This is a genomic window from Paenibacillus sp. FSL H8-0259 (assembly GCF_037963255.1).
GTDB lineage: Bacteria > Bacillota > Bacilli > Paenibacillales > Paenibacillaceae > Paenibacillus_AQ > Paenibacillus_AQ phytohabitans.
On record NZ_CP150147.1, the window covers coordinates 2,918,485 to 2,939,571 of the forward strand.

At 55.2% G+C, this 21,087-nt stretch carries 20 protein-coding genes; 16 read left to right on the forward strand and 4 right to left on the reverse strand.

The features are described from left to right. Positions 1-151: 151 nt before the first annotated feature. Positions 152-1,591 (forward strand): L,D-transpeptidase, encoded by a 1,440-nt coding sequence (locus NSU01_RS12250; RefSeq protein WP_076244407.1) that lies wholly within the window; start codon positions 152-154, stop codon positions 1,589-1,591. Here the strand turns inward: NSU01_RS12250 and NSU01_RS12255 are convergent. Beyond that, positions 1,588-1,725 carry a hypothetical protein gene (locus NSU01_RS12255; RefSeq protein ID WP_171718430.1) on the reverse strand — a complete coding sequence of 46 codons (138 nt, stop codon included), beginning with the start codon at positions 1,723-1,725 and terminating at the stop codon, positions 1,588-1,590. The two genes, NSU01_RS12250 and NSU01_RS12255, sit on opposite strands and share 4 nt — an antisense overlap. 208 nt (positions 1,726-1,933) lie before the next feature. Here NSU01_RS12255 and NSU01_RS12260 point away from each other — a divergent pair, with 208 nt between their 5' ends. The 7 genes from NSU01_RS12260 (at position 1,934) to NSU01_RS12290 (ending at position 8,384) form a co-directional block, all read left to right on the forward strand. Beyond that, positions 1,934-3,028 (forward strand): quinone-dependent dihydroorotate dehydrogenase, encoded by a 1,095-nt coding sequence (locus NSU01_RS12260; RefSeq protein ID WP_042135749.1) that lies wholly within the window; start codon positions 1,934-1,936, stop codon positions 3,026-3,028. A 27-nt stretch (positions 3,029-3,055) separates the two neighbouring features. Further along, positions 3,056-3,868 carry a GTP pyrophosphokinase family protein gene (locus NSU01_RS12265; RefSeq protein WP_039299775.1) on the forward strand — a complete coding sequence of 271 codons (813 nt, stop codon included), beginning with the start codon at positions 3,056-3,058 and terminating at the stop codon, positions 3,866-3,868. Further along, complete coding sequence (locus NSU01_RS12270; RefSeq protein ID WP_305954205.1) at positions 3,834-4,316, forward strand: DUF309 domain-containing protein; 483 nt, start codon at positions 3,834-3,836, stop codon at positions 4,314-4,316. The genes NSU01_RS12265 and NSU01_RS12270 overlap by 35 nt, the downstream gene beginning before the upstream one ends. A gap of 69 nt (positions 4,317-4,385) precedes the next feature. Further along, a complete protein-coding gene (locus NSU01_RS12275) occupies positions 4,386-5,972 on the forward strand; it encodes an RsmB/NOP family class I SAM-dependent RNA methyltransferase (protein ID WP_076244244.1) in 1,587 nt (528 codons plus the stop codon). Between the two features lie 3 nt (positions 5,973-5,975). Further along, positions 5,976-6,740, forward strand: coding sequence for a pseudouridine synthase (locus NSU01_RS12280; RefSeq protein WP_042135757.1), 765 nt, complete (start codon positions 5,976-5,978; stop codon positions 6,738-6,740). A 648-nt stretch (positions 6,741-7,388) separates the two neighbouring features. Next, positions 7,389-8,192: a Cof-type HAD-IIB family hydrolase gene (locus NSU01_RS12285; RefSeq protein ID WP_042135759.1), complete on the forward strand. Its 804-nt coding sequence runs from the start codon at positions 7,389-7,391 to the stop codon at positions 8,190-8,192. Positions 8,193-8,225: 33 nt separating this feature from the next. After that, positions 8,226-8,384: a hypothetical protein gene (locus tag NSU01_RS12290; protein WP_156118593.1), complete on the forward strand. Its 159-nt coding sequence runs from the start codon at positions 8,226-8,228 to the stop codon at positions 8,382-8,384. A gap of 322 nt (positions 8,385-8,706) precedes the next feature. Here NSU01_RS12290 and NSU01_RS12295 read toward each other — a convergent pair whose 3' ends face one another. Both NSU01_RS12295 and NSU01_RS12300 read right to left on the reverse strand, forming a co-directional pair. After that, on the reverse strand, positions 8,707-8,796 hold the full coding sequence (locus NSU01_RS12295; protein ID WP_197073075.1) for a sporulation protein YjcZ: 90 nt from the start codon (positions 8,794-8,796) through the stop codon (positions 8,707-8,709). A 115-nt stretch (positions 8,797-8,911) separates the two neighbouring features. Next, entirely contained in the window at positions 8,912-10,318 is a 1,407-nt protein-coding gene (locus NSU01_RS12300; protein WP_076244246.1) for an RsmF rRNA methyltransferase first C-terminal domain-containing protein, read from the reverse strand. Between the two features lie 190 nt (positions 10,319-10,508). Between NSU01_RS12300 and NSU01_RS12305 the strand changes: the two genes are divergently transcribed. From NSU01_RS12305 to NSU01_RS12315, 3 genes are read left to right on the forward strand one after another with little or no spacing between them, the layout of a single operon-like run. Then, positions 10,509-11,645: a glycosyltransferase family 4 protein gene (locus tag NSU01_RS12305; RefSeq protein ID WP_039299792.1), complete on the forward strand. Its 1,137-nt coding sequence runs from the start codon at positions 10,509-10,511 to the stop codon at positions 11,643-11,645. Positions 11,646-11,649: 4 nt separating this feature from the next. Beyond that, positions 11,650-13,122, forward strand: a complete 1,473-nt coding sequence (locus NSU01_RS12310; RefSeq protein ID WP_083705520.1) for a DNA repair exonuclease — start codon at positions 11,650-11,652, stop codon at positions 13,120-13,122. Then, positions 13,119-16,424 (forward strand): AAA family ATPase, encoded by a 3,306-nt coding sequence (locus tag NSU01_RS12315; RefSeq protein ID WP_076244248.1) that lies wholly within the window; start codon positions 13,119-13,121, stop codon positions 16,422-16,424. Before NSU01_RS12310 ends, NSU01_RS12315 begins: the two co-directional genes overlap by 4 nt. Here NSU01_RS12315 and NSU01_RS12320 read toward each other — a convergent pair. Then, complete coding sequence (locus tag NSU01_RS12320; protein ID WP_076244250.1) at positions 16,411-17,538, reverse strand: hypothetical protein; 1,128 nt, start codon at positions 17,536-17,538, stop codon at positions 16,411-16,413. The genes NSU01_RS12315 and NSU01_RS12320 overlap by 14 nt on opposite strands. A gap of 177 nt (positions 17,539-17,715) precedes the next feature. Here NSU01_RS12320 and NSU01_RS12325 point away from each other — a divergent pair, with 177 nt between their 5' ends. The 5 genes from NSU01_RS12325 (at position 17,716) to NSU01_RS12345 (ending at position 20,651) form a co-directional block, all read left to right on the forward strand. Then, positions 17,716-18,285, forward strand: a complete 570-nt coding sequence (locus NSU01_RS12325; protein WP_042135769.1) for a xanthine phosphoribosyltransferase — start codon at positions 17,716-17,718, stop codon at positions 18,283-18,285. A 108-nt stretch (positions 18,286-18,393) separates the two neighbouring features. After that, on the forward strand, positions 18,394-18,711 hold the full coding sequence (locus NSU01_RS12330; protein WP_039309077.1) for a hypothetical protein: 318 nt from the start codon (positions 18,394-18,396) through the stop codon (positions 18,709-18,711). Positions 18,712-18,842: 131 nt separating this feature from the next. After that, positions 18,843-19,061 carry a hypothetical protein gene (locus NSU01_RS12335; RefSeq protein WP_076244252.1) on the forward strand — a complete coding sequence of 73 codons (219 nt, stop codon included), beginning with the start codon at positions 18,843-18,845 and terminating at the stop codon, positions 19,059-19,061. A gap of 124 nt (positions 19,062-19,185) precedes the next feature. Next, entirely contained in the window at positions 19,186-19,977 is a 792-nt protein-coding gene (locus NSU01_RS12340) for an SDR family oxidoreductase (protein ID WP_076244254.1), read from the forward strand. Then, positions 19,974-20,651 carry a hypothetical protein gene (locus NSU01_RS12345; RefSeq protein WP_076244256.1) on the forward strand — a complete coding sequence of 226 codons (678 nt, stop codon included), beginning with the start codon at positions 19,974-19,976 and terminating at the stop codon, positions 20,649-20,651. Before NSU01_RS12340 ends, NSU01_RS12345 begins: the two co-directional genes overlap by 4 nt. Positions 20,652-21,087 lie beyond the last annotated feature (436 nt).

The following is a 21,087-nucleotide window of genomic DNA, read 5'->3' on the forward strand; positions in this document are numbered from 1 at the left end:
GATATAGGGTGATACTCGTATTTGATCCTTACATTAACATAAAGGCATCTCCTGACCGTGATAAATGCGGCTTGAGATGTCTTTTTTTAATGTCCTGACCGATATAAAATATAAAGAAACTAAGTTGAATCATAGATTCCCGGAGGCCAATGTGAAAAATTCGCAGCATCTTAAAGCATATGTGCAGATGCATCCTGATAACAAGATGGCATGGTACTTGCTCGGTAAGGAATACTATAAGAACGGTCAGCAGGGAAAAGCCAATTACTGCTTCAACCAGGCCGGCGAAGTGTATGAAGCTTTTGAGCACAGCAAGGTGCCGGCCGATATGCTGAAGCAATATGAGGATGGGCTGCTGCAATCCGCCCGGGAACGCCAGGCAGGCAGGCTGCGGAAACGCCGTGTGCTGCTGGCCTTGATGCTTCTGCTGCTGTTGCTGATCCCGGCTGCAGTGGCACCGGGGGTAAGCCAGGAAAGCTCTGAAGCACCGGACGGGGAGAATGCGGCTGTTGCCCTGGCTGAGCTGCCGGCATCAGATGAAGAAGAGACCCCGGCAGTTCAGCCAAGCCTGTCCTTCACCGCTGTAGGGGCAGATGCCGTTTCCGGCGGCCAGGGACTGGCGGGTATCCTGCAGAAGGCACAAACGCCTTCCGCCACGGCGATGCTAAGCATGGAGCGGGCGGGCAAGTGGCTGGTATGGAAGAAGAAGCTTCCGCTGGCGGCTACGCTTGCCAAGAGCGGGGACGGACGCGTAGTGTACCAGTCCTATAATCCGGTTGTCTGTGACTGCCAGCCGCCTGATCCGGCGGAAATCAAGAAGCAGGCGGGGCTGTGGCAGGAGAAGCAGGAGGAGCTTGCCGTGCTCTGGAGTGCCATGCGGGCCTATAAGACGGGCAAAGGAGCCCTTCCCGGTTCACTGCAGGAACTGGTGAAGCCTTTTCCGGCCAACTGGCTGGGCGGCACGACACCGCTCATGAAGGAAGAGTTCAGTCCGCTCCGCGGGGCAGCAGCGGGACTTGCTGCAGTGCCAAGCCCCTCTCCGCAACCTGCCGTAACACCGGCCGCCGGTTCACCGGGGCAAGGTCAGACAAGCGGGGGCAGTACCGAGGCGGGCAGCGGAGCCGGCGGGGCAGATATGCCCTTTTTTACAGCACCGCTCACAATTATTGTGGATAAACAAAAACACCGTCTGGCAGTAACCAGCGGCAATATTATTCTGCGGAACTATGCAGTCGGATTGGGCGGGGAGAAGACGCCTGAGGGTAGCTTCGTGATCCGGGATAAAGTGGTCAATCCGAATGGACGTGATAACGGTGAATTCGGCAGCCGGGGCATGCAGCTCTCGGACAGTAATTATGCGATACACGGCACGAATGAACCGGAAAGCATCGGGAAGGATGAATCACTGGGCTGTATCCGGATGAGCCGGAAGGATGTGGAGGAGCTGTTCGCGATGGTGCCGATGGGCACGAAAGTGCAGATTAGTAAAGGGGTTCTGCCTGAGGAGCTAGTCGTGCCGGAGGACCGGTTCCCTTCGGATGCGCCCCCAAATCAGACCAACCCCCATAAGGTCTACCATTGGTTGAATTAGTTCCCTGCTACGAGAAACAAAACGACAATGAGAAGAACCAGCAGTACCAGACTTGCACTGATCCATAGGATTGCCTTGCGGTTAACCTCTTCTTTTTTCTGCTGCAGTGTAGGAGGTTTGCGTTTAGTTGACATATTGTCATCCTTCTTTCTCTCTTTATCTGTGATTACCCTTACATTGTAATGCGTTTACAAGAAAATTACTATACTCTGAGGGACAGGCTGGAACAATCGCTGCGGCAAAAAACTTTTCTTTTCACCCGGAAACGGATAAAATTAAGAAGAAACCTATAGATACGGGAGTCGCCCTGCGATTTGTGGTTCCCTTGAAGGAGCGAGAACGGTGCTGTATCGACATTTTGGTAAACCAATTTTCTTTAAAATGGACCCGGAGAAGGCGCACCATCTCGTCATAGGCGGACTAAATAAAGCGAATTTAGTTCCCGGCGGAAGTGCGGCGATGCGCCTCATGTACGGTGTTCCTGAGACTGCTGATCTGGCAGTGGATCTGTTTGGCGTGCATTTCCCCACACCGGTAGGCTTAGCTGCAGGACTGGATAAGAATGCTGAAGCGGTAGGAGGCTTCTCTTCAATCGGCTTCGGATTTATGGAAGTGGGCACAGTGACGCCGCTGGGCCAGCCGGGCAATGACAGCCCCCGGTTATTCCGCCTATTGCCCGACAAGGCGCTGATTAACCGGATGGGCTTCAACAATGAAGGCGCAGCGGCAATGGCTGAACGTCTGAAGGGGATGAAGAAGCGCAGGATTCCGGTAGCGGTCAATATCGGGCGCAACAAGGCCACCCCGAATGAATTGGCGCATGAGGATTACCGCCAGTGTATCCGTACGCTATATCCGTACGGTGATTTTTTTGTGGTCAATATCAGCTCGCCGAATACGCCGGATCTCCGGAGTCTACAGCACGGCAGTGAGCTCTCGAACCTGCTTAGCCAGGTGAAGGAGGAAATGGAGCTGCAGCGGGTGAAGACCGGGGAAGCCAAAGGGCTGCTGGTGAAGATCGCTCCCGATGTCAGCGACGCCGAGCTGGAATATATGGTACATACAATCACAGAGGCTGGAATGGACGGCGTGATTGCCACCAATACGACACTCGTCCGTGAAGGGCTGAAGAGTGACAAAGCCGGTGAAACGGGAGGACTCAGCGGCCAGCCGCTGCGTGACCGCTCCACAGAGATTATCCGCAGAATCTACAGCCAGACCGGCGGCAAGCTGCCGATTATCGGCTCGGGCGGGATTTTTACAGCCCAGGATGCTTATGACAAAATCCGGGCAGGCGCAAGCCTGGTCGAAATTTATACAGCACTCATCTATGAAGGACCGGAGGTTAACCGCAAAGTGCATGCCGGATTACGGCAGCTGCTGCGGCGGGACGGTTTCCGCGGGCTCCTAGAAGCGGTGGGCGCTGATCATCACTGAAGGATGAATGGACAGGAGGACAAGGCGATGGACGTCAGGGACTGGGGAACTTTTCTACTTCCATATGAACAGACTGTGGAGGAATTGAAGGTTAAATTTAAAACAATGCGCTCGGAACTCAAGAAAAGAGAAGAATATACACCGATTGAGTTCGTAACCGGACGTGTCAAACGGCTGTCGAGCATACTCGAAAAGGCTAAGCGGTTAAACGTGAAGATGGAGGATCTGGAAACGGGCATTGAGGATATCGCCGGCATTCGCATTATGTGCCAATTCGTCGAGGATATCCGCAGAGTGGCGGAGTACATCCGCGCCCGCAAGGACCTTGAAGTGTTATATGAGAAGGATTACATCACCAACTACAAGGAAAGCGGATACCGCAGCTTCCATATGATCATCAGATACCCGGTACAGACTGCACTTGGACAAAAGATTGTACTGGCCGAAATCCAGATCCGCACGCTGGCGATGAATTTCTGGGCAACCATTGAGCATTCGCTGAATTATAAATACCGCGAGAGCCTGCCGGATGAAATGCGCGTCCGCCTGAAGACGGCAGCGGAAGCGGCATCGATCCTGGACAGCGAGATGTCCAGTATCCGTGAAGAGATTCTGGAAGCCCAGAAGACCTTCGAGGAGAACTCGAATACGACGACTCAACTGCTCAAAGCCATCCATCAGCTGTATTTCTATCACCTCGTGAATGAAGCGATTGAGTGCCAGGAGCGGTTCAATGCCATCTGGCAGGTGCAGGATATGGACGCTATGCGGGAGCTGCTGGATCATGTGCGGGAGCTGCTCTCGAATGCCAAGAAGGGCAGCCAGCCGGATGGCCTATGAGCCGCTGTACCTGGAGTATCTGATCTATTTCAACCGGGACAGGGATTACTTCGAATGTCATGAGGTGCTTGAGGAGCTATGGCTGGAACAGCAGCGCGACCCGCTCTACAAAGCATTGCTGCAGGTAGCGGTCGGGCTGTATCATTTCCGCAACGCCAATGTGCGCGGCGGACGGATCATGCTGAGGCAGTCCTATGAAGTACTGCGTGGATATCCGGCGGTTACCTTGGGGATTGATCTGGCGAAGCTCGTGCAGGAAGTGGGAGAGTATGCCGCCCGGCTTGAAGCTTATGAAGAGCAGCCGTTTCCCTATTATGACCTGACGATCCGTATTGTTGACCCTGTGCTGGAAGAAGCGGCGGGAATGACTGCGCAGTCTCTTAAGCCGCAGCTTCCCCAGCGGCGGGGGCCGCAGCGGCCGGATAGACCCAGGCATAGAGCGGATTGAATATAGCAAGGCAACATTAGGAGCACCCGCAGGGGTGTTCCTTGATTATTTGAGCAGGAGGACGGCATCATGGCGGCACAACTGCCCGGGCTTTTCATGGAGCGCATGAAAGAATTGCTGGGAACTGAATACGATCAATTTGTGGATACATATAAGCAGTCCCCCTACGGAGGAATCCGCGTAAATACGCTGAAAATTACTGTGGACGAGCTGCGCGGACGATCCCCTTTCGGGCTGGAGCCTATTCCCTGGTGCCCTACCGGTTTCTATACCGGAGAGGGAGCCAGACCCGGCAAACACCCGTATTATCATGCCGGGTTATACTATATCCAGGAGCCCAGTGCCATGGCACCGGTCGAATTGCTTGGCGTTCAGCCGGGTGACCGGGTACTGGATCTGTGTGCCGCGCCCGGCGGCAAATCCACGCAGATTGCCGCCAAGCTGCAAGGCGAAGGTCTGCTGGTTACCAACGACCTGCATCCGGAACGGACGAAGGCACTTGCCAAGAATCTGGAGCTGTACGGCGTGCGTAACGGAATTGTACTGAATGAGAGCCCGGAGCGGATTGCAGCCGCATTCCCCGGGTTCTTCGACCGGATACTGATTGACGCGCCTTGCTCCGGTGAGGGCATGTTCCGCAAGGACGAGGATATGGTCAAGCAGTGGGAACCGGAAACTCCGGCCAAATATGCGGGTATGCAGCGGGAGATCCTTGCGGCGGCAGCGGCAGCGCTGAAGCCGGGCGGAACGGTCGTATACTCGACATGTACGTTCGCCTTGGAAGAGAACGAAGAGATGATTGACGGTTTCTTATCCGGTCATCCGCAGTTCTCGCTCGTACCGGTGGGCGGCAGCGGTTCTTTTGCTGCCGGATTAGGTCCATTGCCGGGAGCTGCGCGGCTGTGGCCGCATAAGGTCAAGGGCGAAGGACACTTCATGGCCGTGCTGCGGCATGACGGAAGTCCTGATATAGCTGGAGTGGCAGATATAGAGGCGAGAGCAGACTTCATAGAAGCAAAGACAGACCTCATAGAAGCAAGGGCAGACTTCAAAGAGGCGACCGTATCCGTTTCTCCGCGTAACCGGGATACAAGGTCCGCTTCCCCTGCCAAAGCTTCGGCAGGCAAAGCTGAGAACGGGCGTGGAGGTAAGGGCGGACGGGGGCCTGGCAAAACTGGAGCTGCTGCCGGACGGCAGGTCCAGGGAACCGGAGAAGAAGCATCGCTTGCGGTGTATGCTGGTTTTATTCAGGAGCTGCTTGGGAAGCTGCCCGCCGGATATCCGGTATGGTTCGGAGATCACTTGTATATCTCGCCGCTGCCGCGTGAAGCGCTGGACGGACTGAAGACGATCCGTCCGGGCTGGTATGTCGGACATATGAAGAGCGGCCGGTTCATTCCCGGGCATCCGCTGGCAACAGCCTTGCATCCTGCGGAGAGCAGCCGAAGTGTGTCGCTGTCCAGTGCAAGCGGTGAAGCTGTCTCCTACCTGAAGGGAGAGACCTTGTCGATTCCGGAGGAACGTCTGTCCATTAAGGCCGGTCATGCCTCCAAGGGTTACATGCTCGTCTGCATTGACGGCTTCAGCGCAGGCTGGGGCAAATGGCAGGACGGTATGCTCAAGAACGAATATCCCGCTGGCTGGAGGTGGACATAGATTATGAGTGGAGCAGGAAATACGAATAAGAAGCAGCGGATTGATAAAGTATTGTCCCATATGGGCATTGGCTCACGCAGCGATATCCGCAAGCAGGCGAAGCAGGGGCTGATTACGGTGAATGGCGCTGTAGTCAAAGACAGCGGCTTTCATGTAGACCCCGGGCAGGATGTGATCGAGGTTGGCGGTGAGCCGGTTCTCTACCGTGAATATATCTATCTGATGATGAACAAACCGCCGGGCGTCCTGTCCGCGACTGAGGACAAACGCGATCGTACTGTTCTGGATCTGCTTAAAGCTGAGTATGCGCTGTTCGAGCCGTTCCCGGTGGGGCGGCTGGATAAGGATACCGTGGGTTTGTTGCTGCTCACCAATGACGGCAAGCTGGCTCATGAGCTGCTGTCCCCGCGCAAGCATGTACCCAAAACCTACGAAGCTACGGTCGAAGGTGAGGTCGATGCGGCGGATGTGGCCGCTTTTGCAGCCGGTGTGGAGCTGGAGGATGGGTATGTGACACTTCCGGCAAGCCTGAGGATTCTGAGCAGAGAAAGAGGCAGCAAGGTGCTGTCGTATATCTCGCTCACGATCACGGAAGGCAAATTCCACCAGGTGAAGCGGATGTTCGTGGCGGTCGGGAAGAAGGTTGTCTTCCTGAAGCGCGTATCGATGGGGGAGCTGAAGCTGGATGAGAGCCTGCCGCTTGGCGCATGCCGGGAGCTGACTGCTGAAGAGCTGGAGCTGCTGCGCCGGGGCGGGGCGGAGGAATAAGCAGGCGGGTAAAGTGATGCAGCGCCATATCCAGCAAATGAAGAGCGGACCTGGCAGATTGCCAGATCCTAAATGGTGGAAGGCTAATACAACTTCGGCGGACCGCCGGGGCTTGGGCTTGCATGCAGTATAGCTGAAATGACTGTACGCCGGACCGTAGCAGATACTAGCTAGTGCAACTTCAGAACTGAAAAGTGAGTGTATTCAACAATGCTGCTAGTGATGTGTTCAGTCCTAATGAAGATTCAGAGATAGTTGTATAATGTACAATTAAAAACAGCGAAAAGGGATGCTTGCGTCTTATAAGTGTATTCTGTACAACTAAATCTGCCTAAATGGGTGAAAACAAAGGTGCAATGGCAGTTTAATTGTACGAAATACAACTAAATAGTGTATTGGTTGTAAATCAGACGTTTTAGTTGTACAAAGTACAATTAAGCATATTGAATGCCGTAATCGGGTCAATGCAATGGCTCGCTTACCGTACCTACGAGACTCACGTACTATTCAGCCGATTTTGGGCAGCTGCGCGGGTGAAGGATTTACACAACCTTTGATATAAACGAAATCGTAGCTGATGGGGTACAGGTAAGCTTTTGATATAAAGTATGTGCAGCAGATTATACAGAGAAATAAGGATGGTGGAGTATGAAATACAAGCTGATAGCACTTGATGTGGATGGAACGCTGCTGAACGATGATCATCACTTGAGTGACGAGAATAAAGCGGCCATTGCCGAGGTTACCCGCCAGGGCGGCCAGATCGTATTGTGTACAGGACGCAGCCCGCAGAATTCGATTCCGTTCATGGAAGAGATGGGCTTGTCGGGGTATGTGCTGGGGCATAACGGAGCGGTGACGGTGAGTGTGAAGGACCGCAAAGTACTACACCAATATGGAATGGATGCCAGGGGGCTCGATCCGTATATCGCGTATTGCCGCGAACATGATATCCATTTCGATGTTAACACTGCATTCGATATGTATGTCGATAATGTCGAGAACTTGACCAAGGAAGCCAACTTCATGTATGAGCATTTCCGGATTATGCCTGCATCGCTGCCGGCCTGGGAGGATTTCCGCGAACCGATTGTGAAATTCACCGTGTTCACGCAGTCTGATATTCTGGATGAAGCGCAGCGGGAATGGTCTACCTGGGGAGAGCAGTACAACATTCTGCGCAGCGGAGAGTTCTTCGTGGACTTCATGCACCCGGAAGCCTCCAAAGGCAATGCCCTGAAGAACCTGGCCGCAGAGCTGGGCATTCCCCAGGAGCAGGTCCTGTCGATCGGCAATTATTATAATGATATCTCTATGCTGACGTATGCCGGCCTGGGTGTTGCTATGGACAACTCACCGCTTGAAGTCAAAGCAGCAGCAGATGCGGTTACCGGAACGAATAATGACAATGGCGTGCGCGATGCGCTGGTGAAATACTGCCTGTCTTCCTGACTTCTGTCCTGATTGGCCCCGGCGGTGTACTAAGTGGAAAAACGTCATCTAATTATGCGGAAATCTCAGGAAACAGGGCAGCAGTTGGAAAAAAGACACTTAATTCCGCTCCCTCTGGAGAATATCGGGAATATGGGCGGAATTAGTGACGATAATCCACTTATTATTGGCAAAGCAGCAGAGACGGAATGATTAAGTGTTGAAAATCATAACTATTCCCACAACCCGGGCTGCTTCGTCGCATTCAGGATCAGTGAAGCTTGCAGAAGACGAAGACCACATAAAGCATGGTTCAGTGCCTTGGCGGCTCTGTGCTGTGCTTTTTTTGTGGAGTTCCCCGTTCAGATAAAAAGAAATACGCAAATAAAAAGTGGAAATGTAAAGTGAAAATGTAAAACGCAAATAAAAAGTGCAAATGAAAAGTGCAAATAAAAAACGCAAAAAAGCAGCCTTGCCGCTCCTGAAAGGAACGGCCGGGCCGCTTGTGTCTATACGCTATGCTGCTTAAGCGGAATTAGACAAACAACGAACGGGAAATGATAACGAGCAATATGAAGAGCACCAAAATCGCACCGGTCGATGTGAAGCCTGGAACTGCACCCATGTCTGATTCCTCCCTTGACTCATGTCTGTTCCCATTGCCGCGTTAGTAGTTCAGCGGAGCTCCATGGGATAATGACATCATATGCGTAAGGAGGCTCCCTGAACTGGTCAGCAGCCTAAACCTCATCAATATGGGCTTTCAGTATCCGCAGGCCCTTGGGCAGATGATTCTTCAGCTGGCCGGAGCTGGCTTTGCCCCAGCCTACGGGCAAGCCATCCACACTGACCAGTGTCCAGCCATGCAGGCTGGCCGGAACGGGCAGACTCTCTCCGCGCAGCCAGGCCTGGATTTCCGGACCCCCGGCAGGCATATCATAGCTCCGCGCCGCCTGATCCGGTCTCAGCGCCATGGCAAGAGCGTGGGCGGGTTCAATCCGGTTTTTCTTCAAGTGGGCAATATGCAGTCCGGCACGCGGAACCTTAAGGCCGTCGAGCAGGCCGGTGTGCAGCCGGTCATTGAATGCTTCGGGCAGCAGATACAGGGATTCACCGAAGAGAAGCGGTACGCCGCTTCCGGCAAACCCGGGCAGTTCTACCAACGACCAGCTTATAAACTGCTGGTAGGCATCCCGGAGCGAGGAGCTTACTTTCGGACTGTTCTTGCCGCGGTCTCCGCGTTTGCTGCGGCCCTGGCGCTGTGCAGGTTCGGCATCTTCCTCTCCAGCTGCCTTGCGCAGCAGGGCTACGAAATGCCCTTCACCTTTTTCCAAATGAGGCCAGAGCCGTTTCGTAACGATCAGCTCCATATCGGGATAGCTCTGTATGAAGTGTTCGATCGTCTCTTCGTTTTCTTTGCGGTTAAAGGTGCAGGTCGAATAAGCCATACTGCCGCCCGGCTTAAGCATAAGGTAGGCATCCTGCAATATATCCCACTGTCTGGCAACACACATCTCCACATGCTTCGGTGACCATTCGCTTACGGCAGCGGGATCTTTGCGGAACATTCCTTCACCGGAGCAAGGGGCATCAAGCATAATCCGGTCAAAAACTTCAGGGAACCGCTTGGAGAGTTCCCCCGGGGTGGCCGAGGTGACAAGCGCATTAGCTATCCCAAGCCGCTCTACGTTTTCTGCGAGTATTTTGGCCCGTTCCGGGTGGATTTCATTGGATATCAGCAAGCCTTGTCCCTGCATCAGCGCGGCAATATGGGTGGTTTTGCCTCCCGGTGCGGCAGCCAGATCGAGTACAGTTTCCCCGGGAAGCGGTCCAAGCAGCTCAGCTGCGGACATTGCCGAGGGCTCCTGAATATAATATAGTCCGGCGGTATGGTAAGGATGTCTCCCCGGCCGTGCAGGCTCTTCATAATAAAATCCTGCCGGACACCATGGCACCGGAGTCAGGCTAAATTGGGATATTGCTTGTTCCGCTGCGGCGCGGCCCGGATCTGAAATGCTTTTTAAACCATTGAACCGCAGACCCTGGGTCCGCCGTGCATGATAGCTCTCCAGAAAAGCGTCTGCCGTATCCCCCAGCATCTCTCTAATGTCAGCGGTGTAAGCGGCAGGCAGCCGTTCTTCATTCATACTTCATTCTCCTCTAGTCAAAATCCAAGATAAGTAAAGCTGTCATCTTAGTTGCTGTTTCAGGTAGATACCGATAAAATCAAAGTATGGACCTTAGCGTACCTGTAATTGTACTTCTACATATACACAACTATATCATAATTGCCGGGTCTCACCGTAATCAGGGCAATTGTAAAGGGAGATGTACCTTATGAACTTGCTGCAAGCGCTATTCTTCCCGCCGGAGCAGCCCGGTGGTGTATCTTCTATGATCCCTTATCTGCAGGAACGCTTCCGGTCCAGCCGCTGGGAGATGGATTTGTTCTGGCTGCCCAAACGGATCCGGGGCAAGGGACGCGAAGAAATTGTCTTTGAAACCTTTGACTGGACGCAATATGGCGAAAGTCCGGTTGTGCAAAAATATATCCAAACCTACCGCGATTATATTTGGTGGACGAAGCTGCGGATGAGCAAAAGCTATGATCTGATCCATGCCCATCACCCGATTGCCGGGCTGGCGATGAAAAGAATATATCCGGAAATTCCTTTAATTCAAACGCTGCACTCCAGCTATGAACGCGAGCTGATTCTGAATGGAGCCATCCAGGAGGGCGGCCTGGAGCATCAGTTTCTGGTCTCGATTTACCGCGAGCTGGAGCATGTCAGCGACAGGCTGATGACGGTTTCGCGCGCTTTTGCCGAATATTTAACTCCTTATATTGATCATCCTGCGAGCATCGGCGTCATTCCCAACGGGTTCGACGAGAAGAGATTCAAGCCTGTGCCGCATGACAATGATATTCCGCAGCTGGTCACTGTTACCCGTCTGGTACCGGCCAAAGGGATAGATACACTGTTCAAGGCTTGTGCCGAGCTCAAAAAGCGGGGTCATGAATACGTACTGCATATTATCGGGGACGGACCGAGCCGGGCGGAGCTGGAGCAGCTGGCGCAGGATTTGGGGATTTATAATGAAACGATCTTTTACGGCTATACGCTGCATCCGGAGGAATTCATGCCGTTCTTTGATATTTTTGTCCTCCCTTCGCGGGCGGAGGCATTCGGCTCAGTCTTTGCGGAAGCTGCACTCAGCTGCCTCGCACTTGTCGGGACAAATGTCGGCGGGATTCCCGAGCAGATTGAAGATGGCGTCAACGGGCTGCTGGTGAATCCGGATGATGAGCTTGGACTGGCAGATGCCCTTGAGAAAGTGATCAGTGATCCCGGCTACCGTTATGAGCTGTCCCGTTCGGCCTGGGATAAGGCCAAAAGCCTCTATTCCCTGACCCGGGTAGCCAATGAACTGAAGAAGACTTACCTGCAGTTTCAGCCGGGAATGAAGGGGTGAGGGTATGATTCCTTTTCGATTCCTGCATGCTGCGGATCTGCATCTGGATAGCCGCTTTGCAGGGCTGTCCCATCTTCCGCAGGCCATACGCTCCTATCTCCGGGAGTCCACCTTCGCCGCCCTCGGGCGGCTTGTTGGCGTAGCTATAGAGCAAAAGGTAGATTTCGTTGTCATCAGCGGCGATGTTTATGATGTCTCCGATGCCTCTCTCCAGGGTCAGCTCCGGTTCCGGGAAGCGCTGGAGGAACTCGGGCGGCACGGGATTCAGGTGTTCCTGATTCACGGAAATCATGATCCGCTGGACGGGCCGCGTCTGGTAGAGGCACCGCCTGATCACGTTACGGTGTTCGGCGGCAATGAGCCGGAACAGGCTATTGCCCGCAGCAGAGAGGACGGCAGGGAGGTAGCCGTGATCAGCGGGATCTCCTATCCAACTGCCAAAGTGACTGAGAATACGGCGCTGCGGTATAACCGTCAACCGGGCAGCAGCCTGTTCCACATTGCCCTGCTGCACGGCAATGTGGACGGGGATCTCCAGCATGAGACGTACTCTCCGTGCAGCCGCAAGGATCTGATCGGCAGGGGCTACGACTATTGGGCGCTGGGGCATATTCATAAACGCAGTATTCTGCACGATCGTCCGCCGATTGTCTACCCGGGAAATATTCAGGGGCGAAGTATTAAAGAGACTGGCCCTAAAGGCTGCTATATCGTTTATGTGGATGCAGAAGGTGCTGCGTCGCTGACCTTCCATGAACTGGACAGTGTGCGCTGGCAGGTCCGTGAGATCCCGGTGGAGGGTCTGGCGGATGAGGCTGAGTGGACGCGGGCCGTTGAGAATGCGGTTGAAGACCTCCGGGAAGAAACACCGCAGCTGATGTCTGTGGTAAGATTCCGCCTGACCGGGCGGGGGGCTATACATAAGGTGCTGACGGAGAAGGGGGCTGCGGATGATCTGCTCGCCGAGCTGCAGCGGCGGGAAACGGTCCGTGCGGAACGTAAGGAGTATGCAGGTCTCGTGTGGACCGAAGGCTTCGCTATAGAAACGGGACTGGCTATTGACCGGGGCCGTCTGCTGCTGGAGGACAGCTTTCTCGGAGAAATGCTGCGTCTTGCCGGACGTAGCGGCGGGAACGACGAGGAGCTGGAGGAGCTGATCTCCACTGCGCTAAGGCCGCTAATGGAGAATCAGGAGCTGCGCAAACTGCTCATGTCCACAGGGAGCGAAGAGAAGCGGGACTGGCTAAGCAGTGCTGCGGAGCTGGGCATTGTGCTGCTCAGCGGAGTAGAGGAGCAGGCTACTGTGCCGCAGAGTCCTGCGGCAGGAGAAGAGGTTGTGTCTGCCCGGGCCAACGGACCCTCGGAAAGAGACGGAGCCGGCGGATCAGCGGTGAATATGGCGATGCCGGAGGAAGAGGACAGTGACAGGGAAGCGGCGGACCTGACTGTATGGCGGGAGCGGGGGGATGCTGAATGAAAATTGAGTCTTTGCGGATTGACGGCTATGGCCGTCTGGCCCGGCGGGAGATGAAGCTGAACGAAGGGGTCACTGTGCTCTTCGGGCGTAATGAAGCCGGCAAAAGCACTACCCTGCAGTTTATCCGCGCGATGCTGTACGGCATCCCCGGCAGGGCGTATCCTGCCGAGCGGTATGAGCCGCTGCAGGGCGGAACACATGGCGGGGTGCTGAATGCGCGTGATGATAGAGGCGCCCTCTGGACGATCCGCCGGTTTGCTTCCGGCGGTGAAGGACCTGGAAGAGGAGAGAAGCTGCAGATTACACTTAGCCATCCGGATGGAAGCACTGAGGAGCTGCAGCAGGCTGAGCTGGAGCGCCGCCTGCTGGGCGGCATCTCGCGGAGTATGTTCCGCCAGCTGTTCGCCGTCTCGCTGGACGAGCTGCAGGAGCTTGGCGCGCTGCAGTCCGGTGAGATGAGCAGCTACCTGTTCCATGCCGGGATGGGCGGCGGCGGTGAGATTATGCGGGCGGAGAAACGCCTGGTCCAGGATGCCGAGAAGCTCTATAAGCCACGGGGCAAGGTGCAGGATGCTGCCAAGATTCTGCAGTCTATTGAGAAGCTGGAACGGGAGGTAGCGGAGAGCCGTTCCTATCTGCCCAGATATAATGAGAATACCCTGGCTCTGGAAGCGGTAGAGCAGAAGCTGTTACAGATGAAAGATAGCCGGGAAACCGCGGCTGGCCGGCTGCTTAAGCTGCGGAAGGCGCAGGAGATCCGTGAGCTGTGGCTGAAATGGTCTGAAGCCCGGCTTGAGCTGGCAGAGCTTCCGCAGATCGATGCGTTCCCTGAAGCTGGAGTGGACCGCTGGAAGGCATTGGAGGGTGATCTGCGGGGGTTGCAGGGCGCAGCGTTCCGCCTGGAACGGCTGCAGGCAGAGCTTGCGGCTGAGCTTGCCGCGAACCCGCCTGATTCCCTGCTGGAGCAGCAGGGGCCGGTTCTCGAAGCGCTGGACCGCAGACGGGGCAGCTATGAGGACAAGCGCACGGAGCGGCAGCGGCTGACGGGTGAGCTTGCCGCGCTGGGCGAACAGCTCCAGCGTATCCTGCGCAGCATTGGCGCGGGCTGGAGCGCCGCTGAGCTGGCGGGCTTCGCAGCCAGCGCGGCGGACCGGGAAGCCGCGCGGCGCTACGCTGCGTCATTTGCCGGATACGACCGGCAAATGGAGACCAGAGGCGCGGAGCTGCTGAGCCTCCGCGCCAGAACGGCCGCCGCCGGCGCTGCGCTGCAGGCGGCCGAGCGCCAGCTTGCGCGCGAACACGCAAGCGGCGCAGCGGACTTCGCGGGCCTCGCTCCGCGCAGCCCGCGTGAACTGCTGCAGCTGTGGGACGAGCTGCAGCAGGCCGCCGAGCGCTGGCGCGAAGCGCTGCTCGGCGGCTCTGCAGGCGGCGCGGAGGTCCCGCGCCGCAGAGGCACTGCCGCCGGGGACAGCCGCCCCGGCGGGAACGGGCGCCTGGCGCAGCGCTACCGGCGCCTCCTGCAGGCGGGCGCAGCGCTTACGCTGCTGCTGCCGCCTGCGCTGCTCTTGACCGGCGCGCCGCCGGTCAGCGCGTGGTCCGCGCTCGGCCTGCTGGCCGCAGCGGACCTTGCACTGCTCTTCGCTCTGCGCGGTGCAAGCAGAGCAGACCAGACGCCGCCTGCGCCGGGCGGCGGGGAGGCGGGCAAGGCCGCAGCGGAGATGCTGCGGCTGCGCGGGCTTTTGCTCTCCGGGGCGAAGCCGGAGAGCGGCATACAAGATGCCGGCGGGCTGGAGGCCGGGATGAAGGAGCTGCGCCGCCTGATGGAGGCGTGGAGTGCCTGGCGCCAGCGCGTCGAACGGCAGACCGCTGAGGTGGAGGCCTGCCGCACGGAGCTCGCGGTGCTGGCCGGACAGGAGCGGGTACTGGCAGAGGAGCTGGACCATGCCGAAGCCAGCTTCACGGAGCTGGCCGCTCGTTATGAAGAATGGCTGCGCCAGCGGGGGCTGCCGGAAGGGCTCTCACCGGACGGCCTGCCGGATATCTTCGCTCTGGCGGAGCAGGGCAATGAACTGCTCCGCCAGCAGGGCAAATTATCCCTCCGGCTCAGCGGACTGGAGTCAGAGTGCGCTGCTTATGAGCAGGAAGGGATGATTCTGCTTAGAGATACTGAGGCTGCTGCCGAGGCCCGCAGGGATCACTCCTCTGTTACTTTGATGGCTCCCGCACATCCCGGCTCACAATCAGGCCCGCAGCCGGAGCCCCAAGCTGAACCTCCTGCCGGAGCCCGGGCTATAACTCAAGTTTCACCGGACTCTCTTTCACTGCTAACCTGGCTGGAGCTGCGGAAGCGGGAATGGGAGGCGCTGAAGACAGAGCTGCTGCGCAGGGAGAGTATAGAAGCGCGGCTTACCCAAGTTCGTGAGGAACTGGCTGCGAACCGGAGAGAGCAGGAGGAGCTGAACGGGCGGAGCAGCAGGCTCCTTCAGGAAGGCGGCGCTGAGGACGGTGAAGAATTCCTGCGCCGTTCATCGGCCTGGCTGAGGCATAGTGAGCTGACGCGGTCGGTACGTCAGTGGGAGCTGGCGATGTTTGGCGGATGGGAGCAGGAAGGCAAGGCAGAGCTGCTCCGGCTGCTGGAGCATCAGGATGCCCGGGTGCTTGAACAGGAACGCTTGGCGGCGGAAGAGGCGGTATTGAACCTGGAGGAAGAACGCAGTTTCCTGCTCCAGCAGCGCGGCAAGCTGCTGCAGGAACGGGAGGACCTGAGGGGACGGTGCATGGAGGACTCGGTGCTTCAGCAGCTGGAAGAACAGCGGGCGGCGCTGCGTAATCTGGCCGGGCAATATGCGGTAACGGCGCTGGCGGCAGAGCTTATGGGACGGACGAGGCGGATCTATGAACAGGAGAAGCAGCCGCAGGTGCTGCAGCTTGCCTCTGTATATTTCTCCAAGCTGACGCATGGGGAGTACCGCCGGATCGTAATGACTCTCGGGCACAAGGAGCTGATGGCGGAGCATAAGGACGCCGGACTGCTGGACAACGGACTGCTTAGCCGGGGGACGGCGGAACAGCTGTATCTGGCGATCCGGCTGGCTCTTTCGGAGACCATGAGCAGTCAGGTGAACCTGCCGCTGTTCTTCGACGATTTGTTTGTTAATTTCGATGAACACCGCTTGCATGCGGCTCTTGAATTACTTGGCGAATTGTCGGTATCCAGGCAGATTGTGATGATGACCTGCCACCGGCATGTGGCCGAAGCGGTGGCGGCGATCATACCTGCTGCTGCGGTTATTTCCGTGTAGTCCGGATCACCGGCTTAACCGCCACAATGGTGATGCCCTTACCTCCGCTTCCAGAGGCAGGCGGACCGCTTGGCCGCGGCGGTTGCGACATGGGAGCGCGCATCAGCATGACCGCCCACACCAGGCACAGGGCGCCGAAGATCGGGTAGAATACCCCGAGCAGGGAACTGAAGCCGAATTGGCTGAACACATAACAGACCAGCATCAGCAGCGGGGTTACCAGGGCTGGAGCGACCGGCAGGCGCTGCTGCAGTTGAACGCTAACCCCATAGATGTCAGCGACGAAGGTACTGAAGATTTCCATGAAGATCAGCAGCAGAAAAATCGTCTGCACGATGGGACCCAGCCGGAAGGCGATGCTGCCCATCGGAATCTCGAACTGCAGAATTCCCGGCATCTGTGAGCTCATGGCAAAATGGGCTGCCAGCAGCATGAACCCGATTCCGGCTCCGCCCAGAATCCCTCCGCGTACAAGCGCCTGCTCGTCTTCGGTATGCCGGGCCAGCGGAACAAGCACAGCCTGGGCCATGCCGAGATTGAAGGCGGTATACAGGAGCGGAGACATCCAGGCACTGAAGAAGCTGTGGTCTGTCGGCAGGAACAGGAATCTTTCTGCACCGGGTACACCCAGCGTATTAAATACAATAATCAGCGACAGAGTAAGCATCAAAGGGACCACCAGGCTGTTGATTTGCAGGATTCCGGAAATGCCGCGCTTCAGGAGCAGGTAGGACCCGAGAATGGTGAGCAGCAGCCCCGCCTGATAGGGCATTCCGAGATGCTCCTTAAAAATAGCCCCGGCACCCGCCAGCATGATGCTGTTCACGCCAATCAGAATAATCATGGTGAACAGGCTGATACTGGCCCCGGCCTTTTCTCCAAACAGATGGCGGTTGAAATCTTCGTAGGAGTCTGCCTCGATCCGCCGGGCGATAATCATCATTTTGGTGCCGAGCCAAATAAATATCGCGGTGGAGAACAGGATGGTCAGCAGGGCCCAGTGGCCGTATCTTGTGAAGAAACGGAGAATTTCCTGGCCGGTGGCGAAGCCGGCACCCACAATGGTGCCAATATAGGTAAAAGCGATCTGCAATGTGCGGACTCGGGACTTCATGGCTCTCCTCCTCTGAATGCTGCGAAGATTTAAATAGCGGTGCGGGCAGGATTGCCTTGTGCAGTCCGCATAGTACAGGTTATGATGAGGAACAGAAGGACATGACTTCCGCCTTGTGAATAAGCTGGTATTACAGTGGAACGTCTGGAATTATAAAGGTAATGGAGGTTCAAAGTCATGGAAATATTGAAACAGCGGATTTTGGAGGAAGGGGTCGTCATTTCGGATCAGGTGCTGAAGCTGGACGGTCTACTCAACCACCAGGTTGATCCGATGCTGACGATGGAAATGGGACGGGAGTTTGCCCGCAGATTTGCTGAGGCTGGAGTGACACGCGTAGTTACCGTGGAGTCTTCGGGTATTGCCGTGGCATTTGCCACCGCTTATGAGATGAAGGTGCCGCTGGTCTTTGCCCGGCGCAAAAAAACGCTGCTCGCTGATCCCGATGCCTTATGCGAACGGGTGCCGTCTTTTACCAAAGGGATCGTCACGGACATTATGCTGTCCCGCCAATACATCTCGGAGAATGACAAAATCCTCTTCATCGACGATATTATCGCCAACGGCGACGCCGCGCGCGGCCTGATCAAGATCATCCAGCGTTCCGGTGCCGAACTTGTGGGTCTGGGCGTAGTGGTCGAGAAAAGCTTCCAGGCTGGCGCCCGTACAATCCGGGAACAGGGTATCCGTCTGGAGTCGCTTGTCGATATTACCTCACTTAGTGAGGGAACGATTACTTTTGGGTAAGAATAAAGTGACAAATACAGGAACATAGCCTATTTTTGAAACATCTGCTTTTCACCCTATAAGTTTTCCTTTATAATAAAAATTAGACATGAGAGAGGAGGCGTCACAATGGGGAAAGAACCGGTGACAGAGCAATTTTTTATTGATAAACTAACCGAGGCTAAGGATCACTTCGAACGTGCGCTGGATTGCAAACATACGGAGTTCGACGATTTGTATCCCTATATGATCGAACATCCTCAGTTTTTCTGGTACAAACGCTACGTAGCTTGGTCGGAGCTTCTGACAATCACAAGTTTGTGTGAAGAGCTGTCCTTCAACTGGAGACAGAAATTCACCGATCATCAGGTAGAATATCTGGAACAACGGGTGATGTCCGCTAAAGTTCTTGACTTCTGGTTTGAGAAGAATGAAGCGCTGATATAAGAACTTCATAAGACATACAGACTTACCAAGATCGTAACTAGACCCGGATGATTTATCATTTGGGTCTTTTTCATGATTCGATTTAGGCAAATATTGGACAAGCTAAGGACAGAGAGGGGAGTAGAACAATTATGATCAGTGATGAACAGCTGGATGCCTACCGGATTTCCGGTGAAAGAATACGTGTTGTGCGGGATGGACTGGAGAGCAATGATGTCAAGGGGATTGTGCTGGCCTGGGATGAGTCCCAGGTAATGATCCGGCGTCCGAATAAGCGTGTTGTGAAGCTGGACCGGAACTACCTGTATCAGCCGTTCAGCGAGCCGAGACCGGAAGCAGATACTTTGTAAAAAGCAAACGGGATACGCTAGATGCCGTTTTTAAATACAGCTTTACACTCAGCTGAGTACGCTGCAGAGCGTACTTTTGCTGATTTTGCAGGACCCTTACATTGAACTGCCTAAGGAGGAGCATATGAACCATCAGAATAAAATCTCTGTCGTCACCGGCGGTGCTAACGGAATTGGACGCTGTATTACGGAGGAGCTGCTGGAGGCGGGAGCGGTGGTTGCCTGTATAGATACTGATCTTGCGGCCGGACGCTGGCTGGAGGAGCAGTATGGGGCGGAGCGGCTGTTTTTCTATCCGGGAGATATTGCTGAGCGTTCGGTCATTGAGGATTTCACCGCACAGGTTATCAGCAGATTCGGACACGTGGATTACCTGATTAACAATGCCTGCATTAGCAAAAAAGGCCTGCTGTCGGAGTGCAGCTACGAGGATTTCGAATATGTGCAGCGGATCGGGGTAACTGCGCCATATTATTTGACACTGCGGCTTAAGGAATATTTCGCTCCGGGAGCATCCATCGTGAATATATCTTCAAGCCGGGAGCGCATGTCCCAGCCGGATACCGAGAGCTATACGGCCGCCAAAGGCGGGATTGGCGCGTTGACCCATGGCCTTAGTGTAAGTCTGGCCGGTAAAGTGCGGGTGAATGCGATCAGCCCCGGTTGGATTGATACCACTGCCTATCATGGTACGGGAGAAGCAGTGGACCCGGTTCATTCAGAACCGGACCGGCTGCAGCATCCGGCCGGACGGGTCGGAATACCGCCGGATATCGCGGCTGTGGTGCTTTTCCTGTGCAGTGATGCTGCGGGGTTCATCACCGGGGAGAATATAAATATCGATGGCGGAATGTCCAAGCTGATGATCTATCACGGGGACGAAGGCTGGACGTATGAACCGGGAGGTCGGTCATGAAGCTGCCTGTAATTAAGAATGCGCAGGAGTTAGCTGATCTGGTGCGTGAGATCGGTTTCCTTCCGTTATTCCGCTGTGAGATTGATGGTTTCTCCCTGCAGGAGTGTACTCCTGGGGGCTACTGGTTCGTGAAGGATGTGGAAGGTCCGTGGGAATGGCGTGAGGAAGTTGCGGCAGGGGGCGAGATCGCTTATGCGAAGCTTTTTAACAAAAAAGCCGGGTTTATCAGCAAAGCATGGTACCCTGACTTCGCCAATTACCGCAGGGACGGATACGACTTCGACGCCAGATATGATGATGGACTGGCCTCCATGCCCAGCAAACAAATTATGGATGTGCTGATGGAACACAATGAGGGACTGCTCTCCAATGAGCTCAAGCAGCTGGCCGGCTTCGGGAAAAACGGGGCCAAGGGCTTCGACACCGCAATGACGCATCTGCAGATGCAGACCTATATTACAGCCAGCAGATTCGAATACAAGCATGATAAAGAGGGGCGTCCGTACGGCTGGGGAGTCGGGCGGTATGCGATGAGTGAGCATGTATACGGGGAAGAATGGGTTACCTCGCGTTACGCTGATAAGCCTGCGGAATCGAAATCACGGATTGCTGAGCATGTGGCGAAGCTGTTCCCGGATGCGGGGATGAAGGAGATTGAAAAGGTCATTAAGTAGAGGAGCGCTGGGCGCGATACAGATTGAACTTTTAAATTCTTGGTTATGGTTTGCCGTGACTACAGAGAATAGGTGAACATCCGGCTGCTATTGCCACAAATATTTCTTATCCCGATATTTGTACCGGAGATCACATTGCTTATTAAAATCCTGCACAGAATACAACATTTCCCTCCGTAATTCGGCCCTAATCCAAAATTGTTGTATAAAAGGCAACATCTCTCTTTGTTCTAGCGGTTTGGTGGAGGAATTATTGTATTTCATACAACAATCTGTCCGAATGCCCAGGTATCGAGGTATCAAAGTTGCAATACGTACAACAATTATGCCTATGTAGTGTTAATTTAACAATCTCAGGCTCGCTCTGCGGACAACGGGACAGGTATGAGGAAATGGAATGGTTCCGCTTTTGTTCAAATTCAAACTATATGGAACC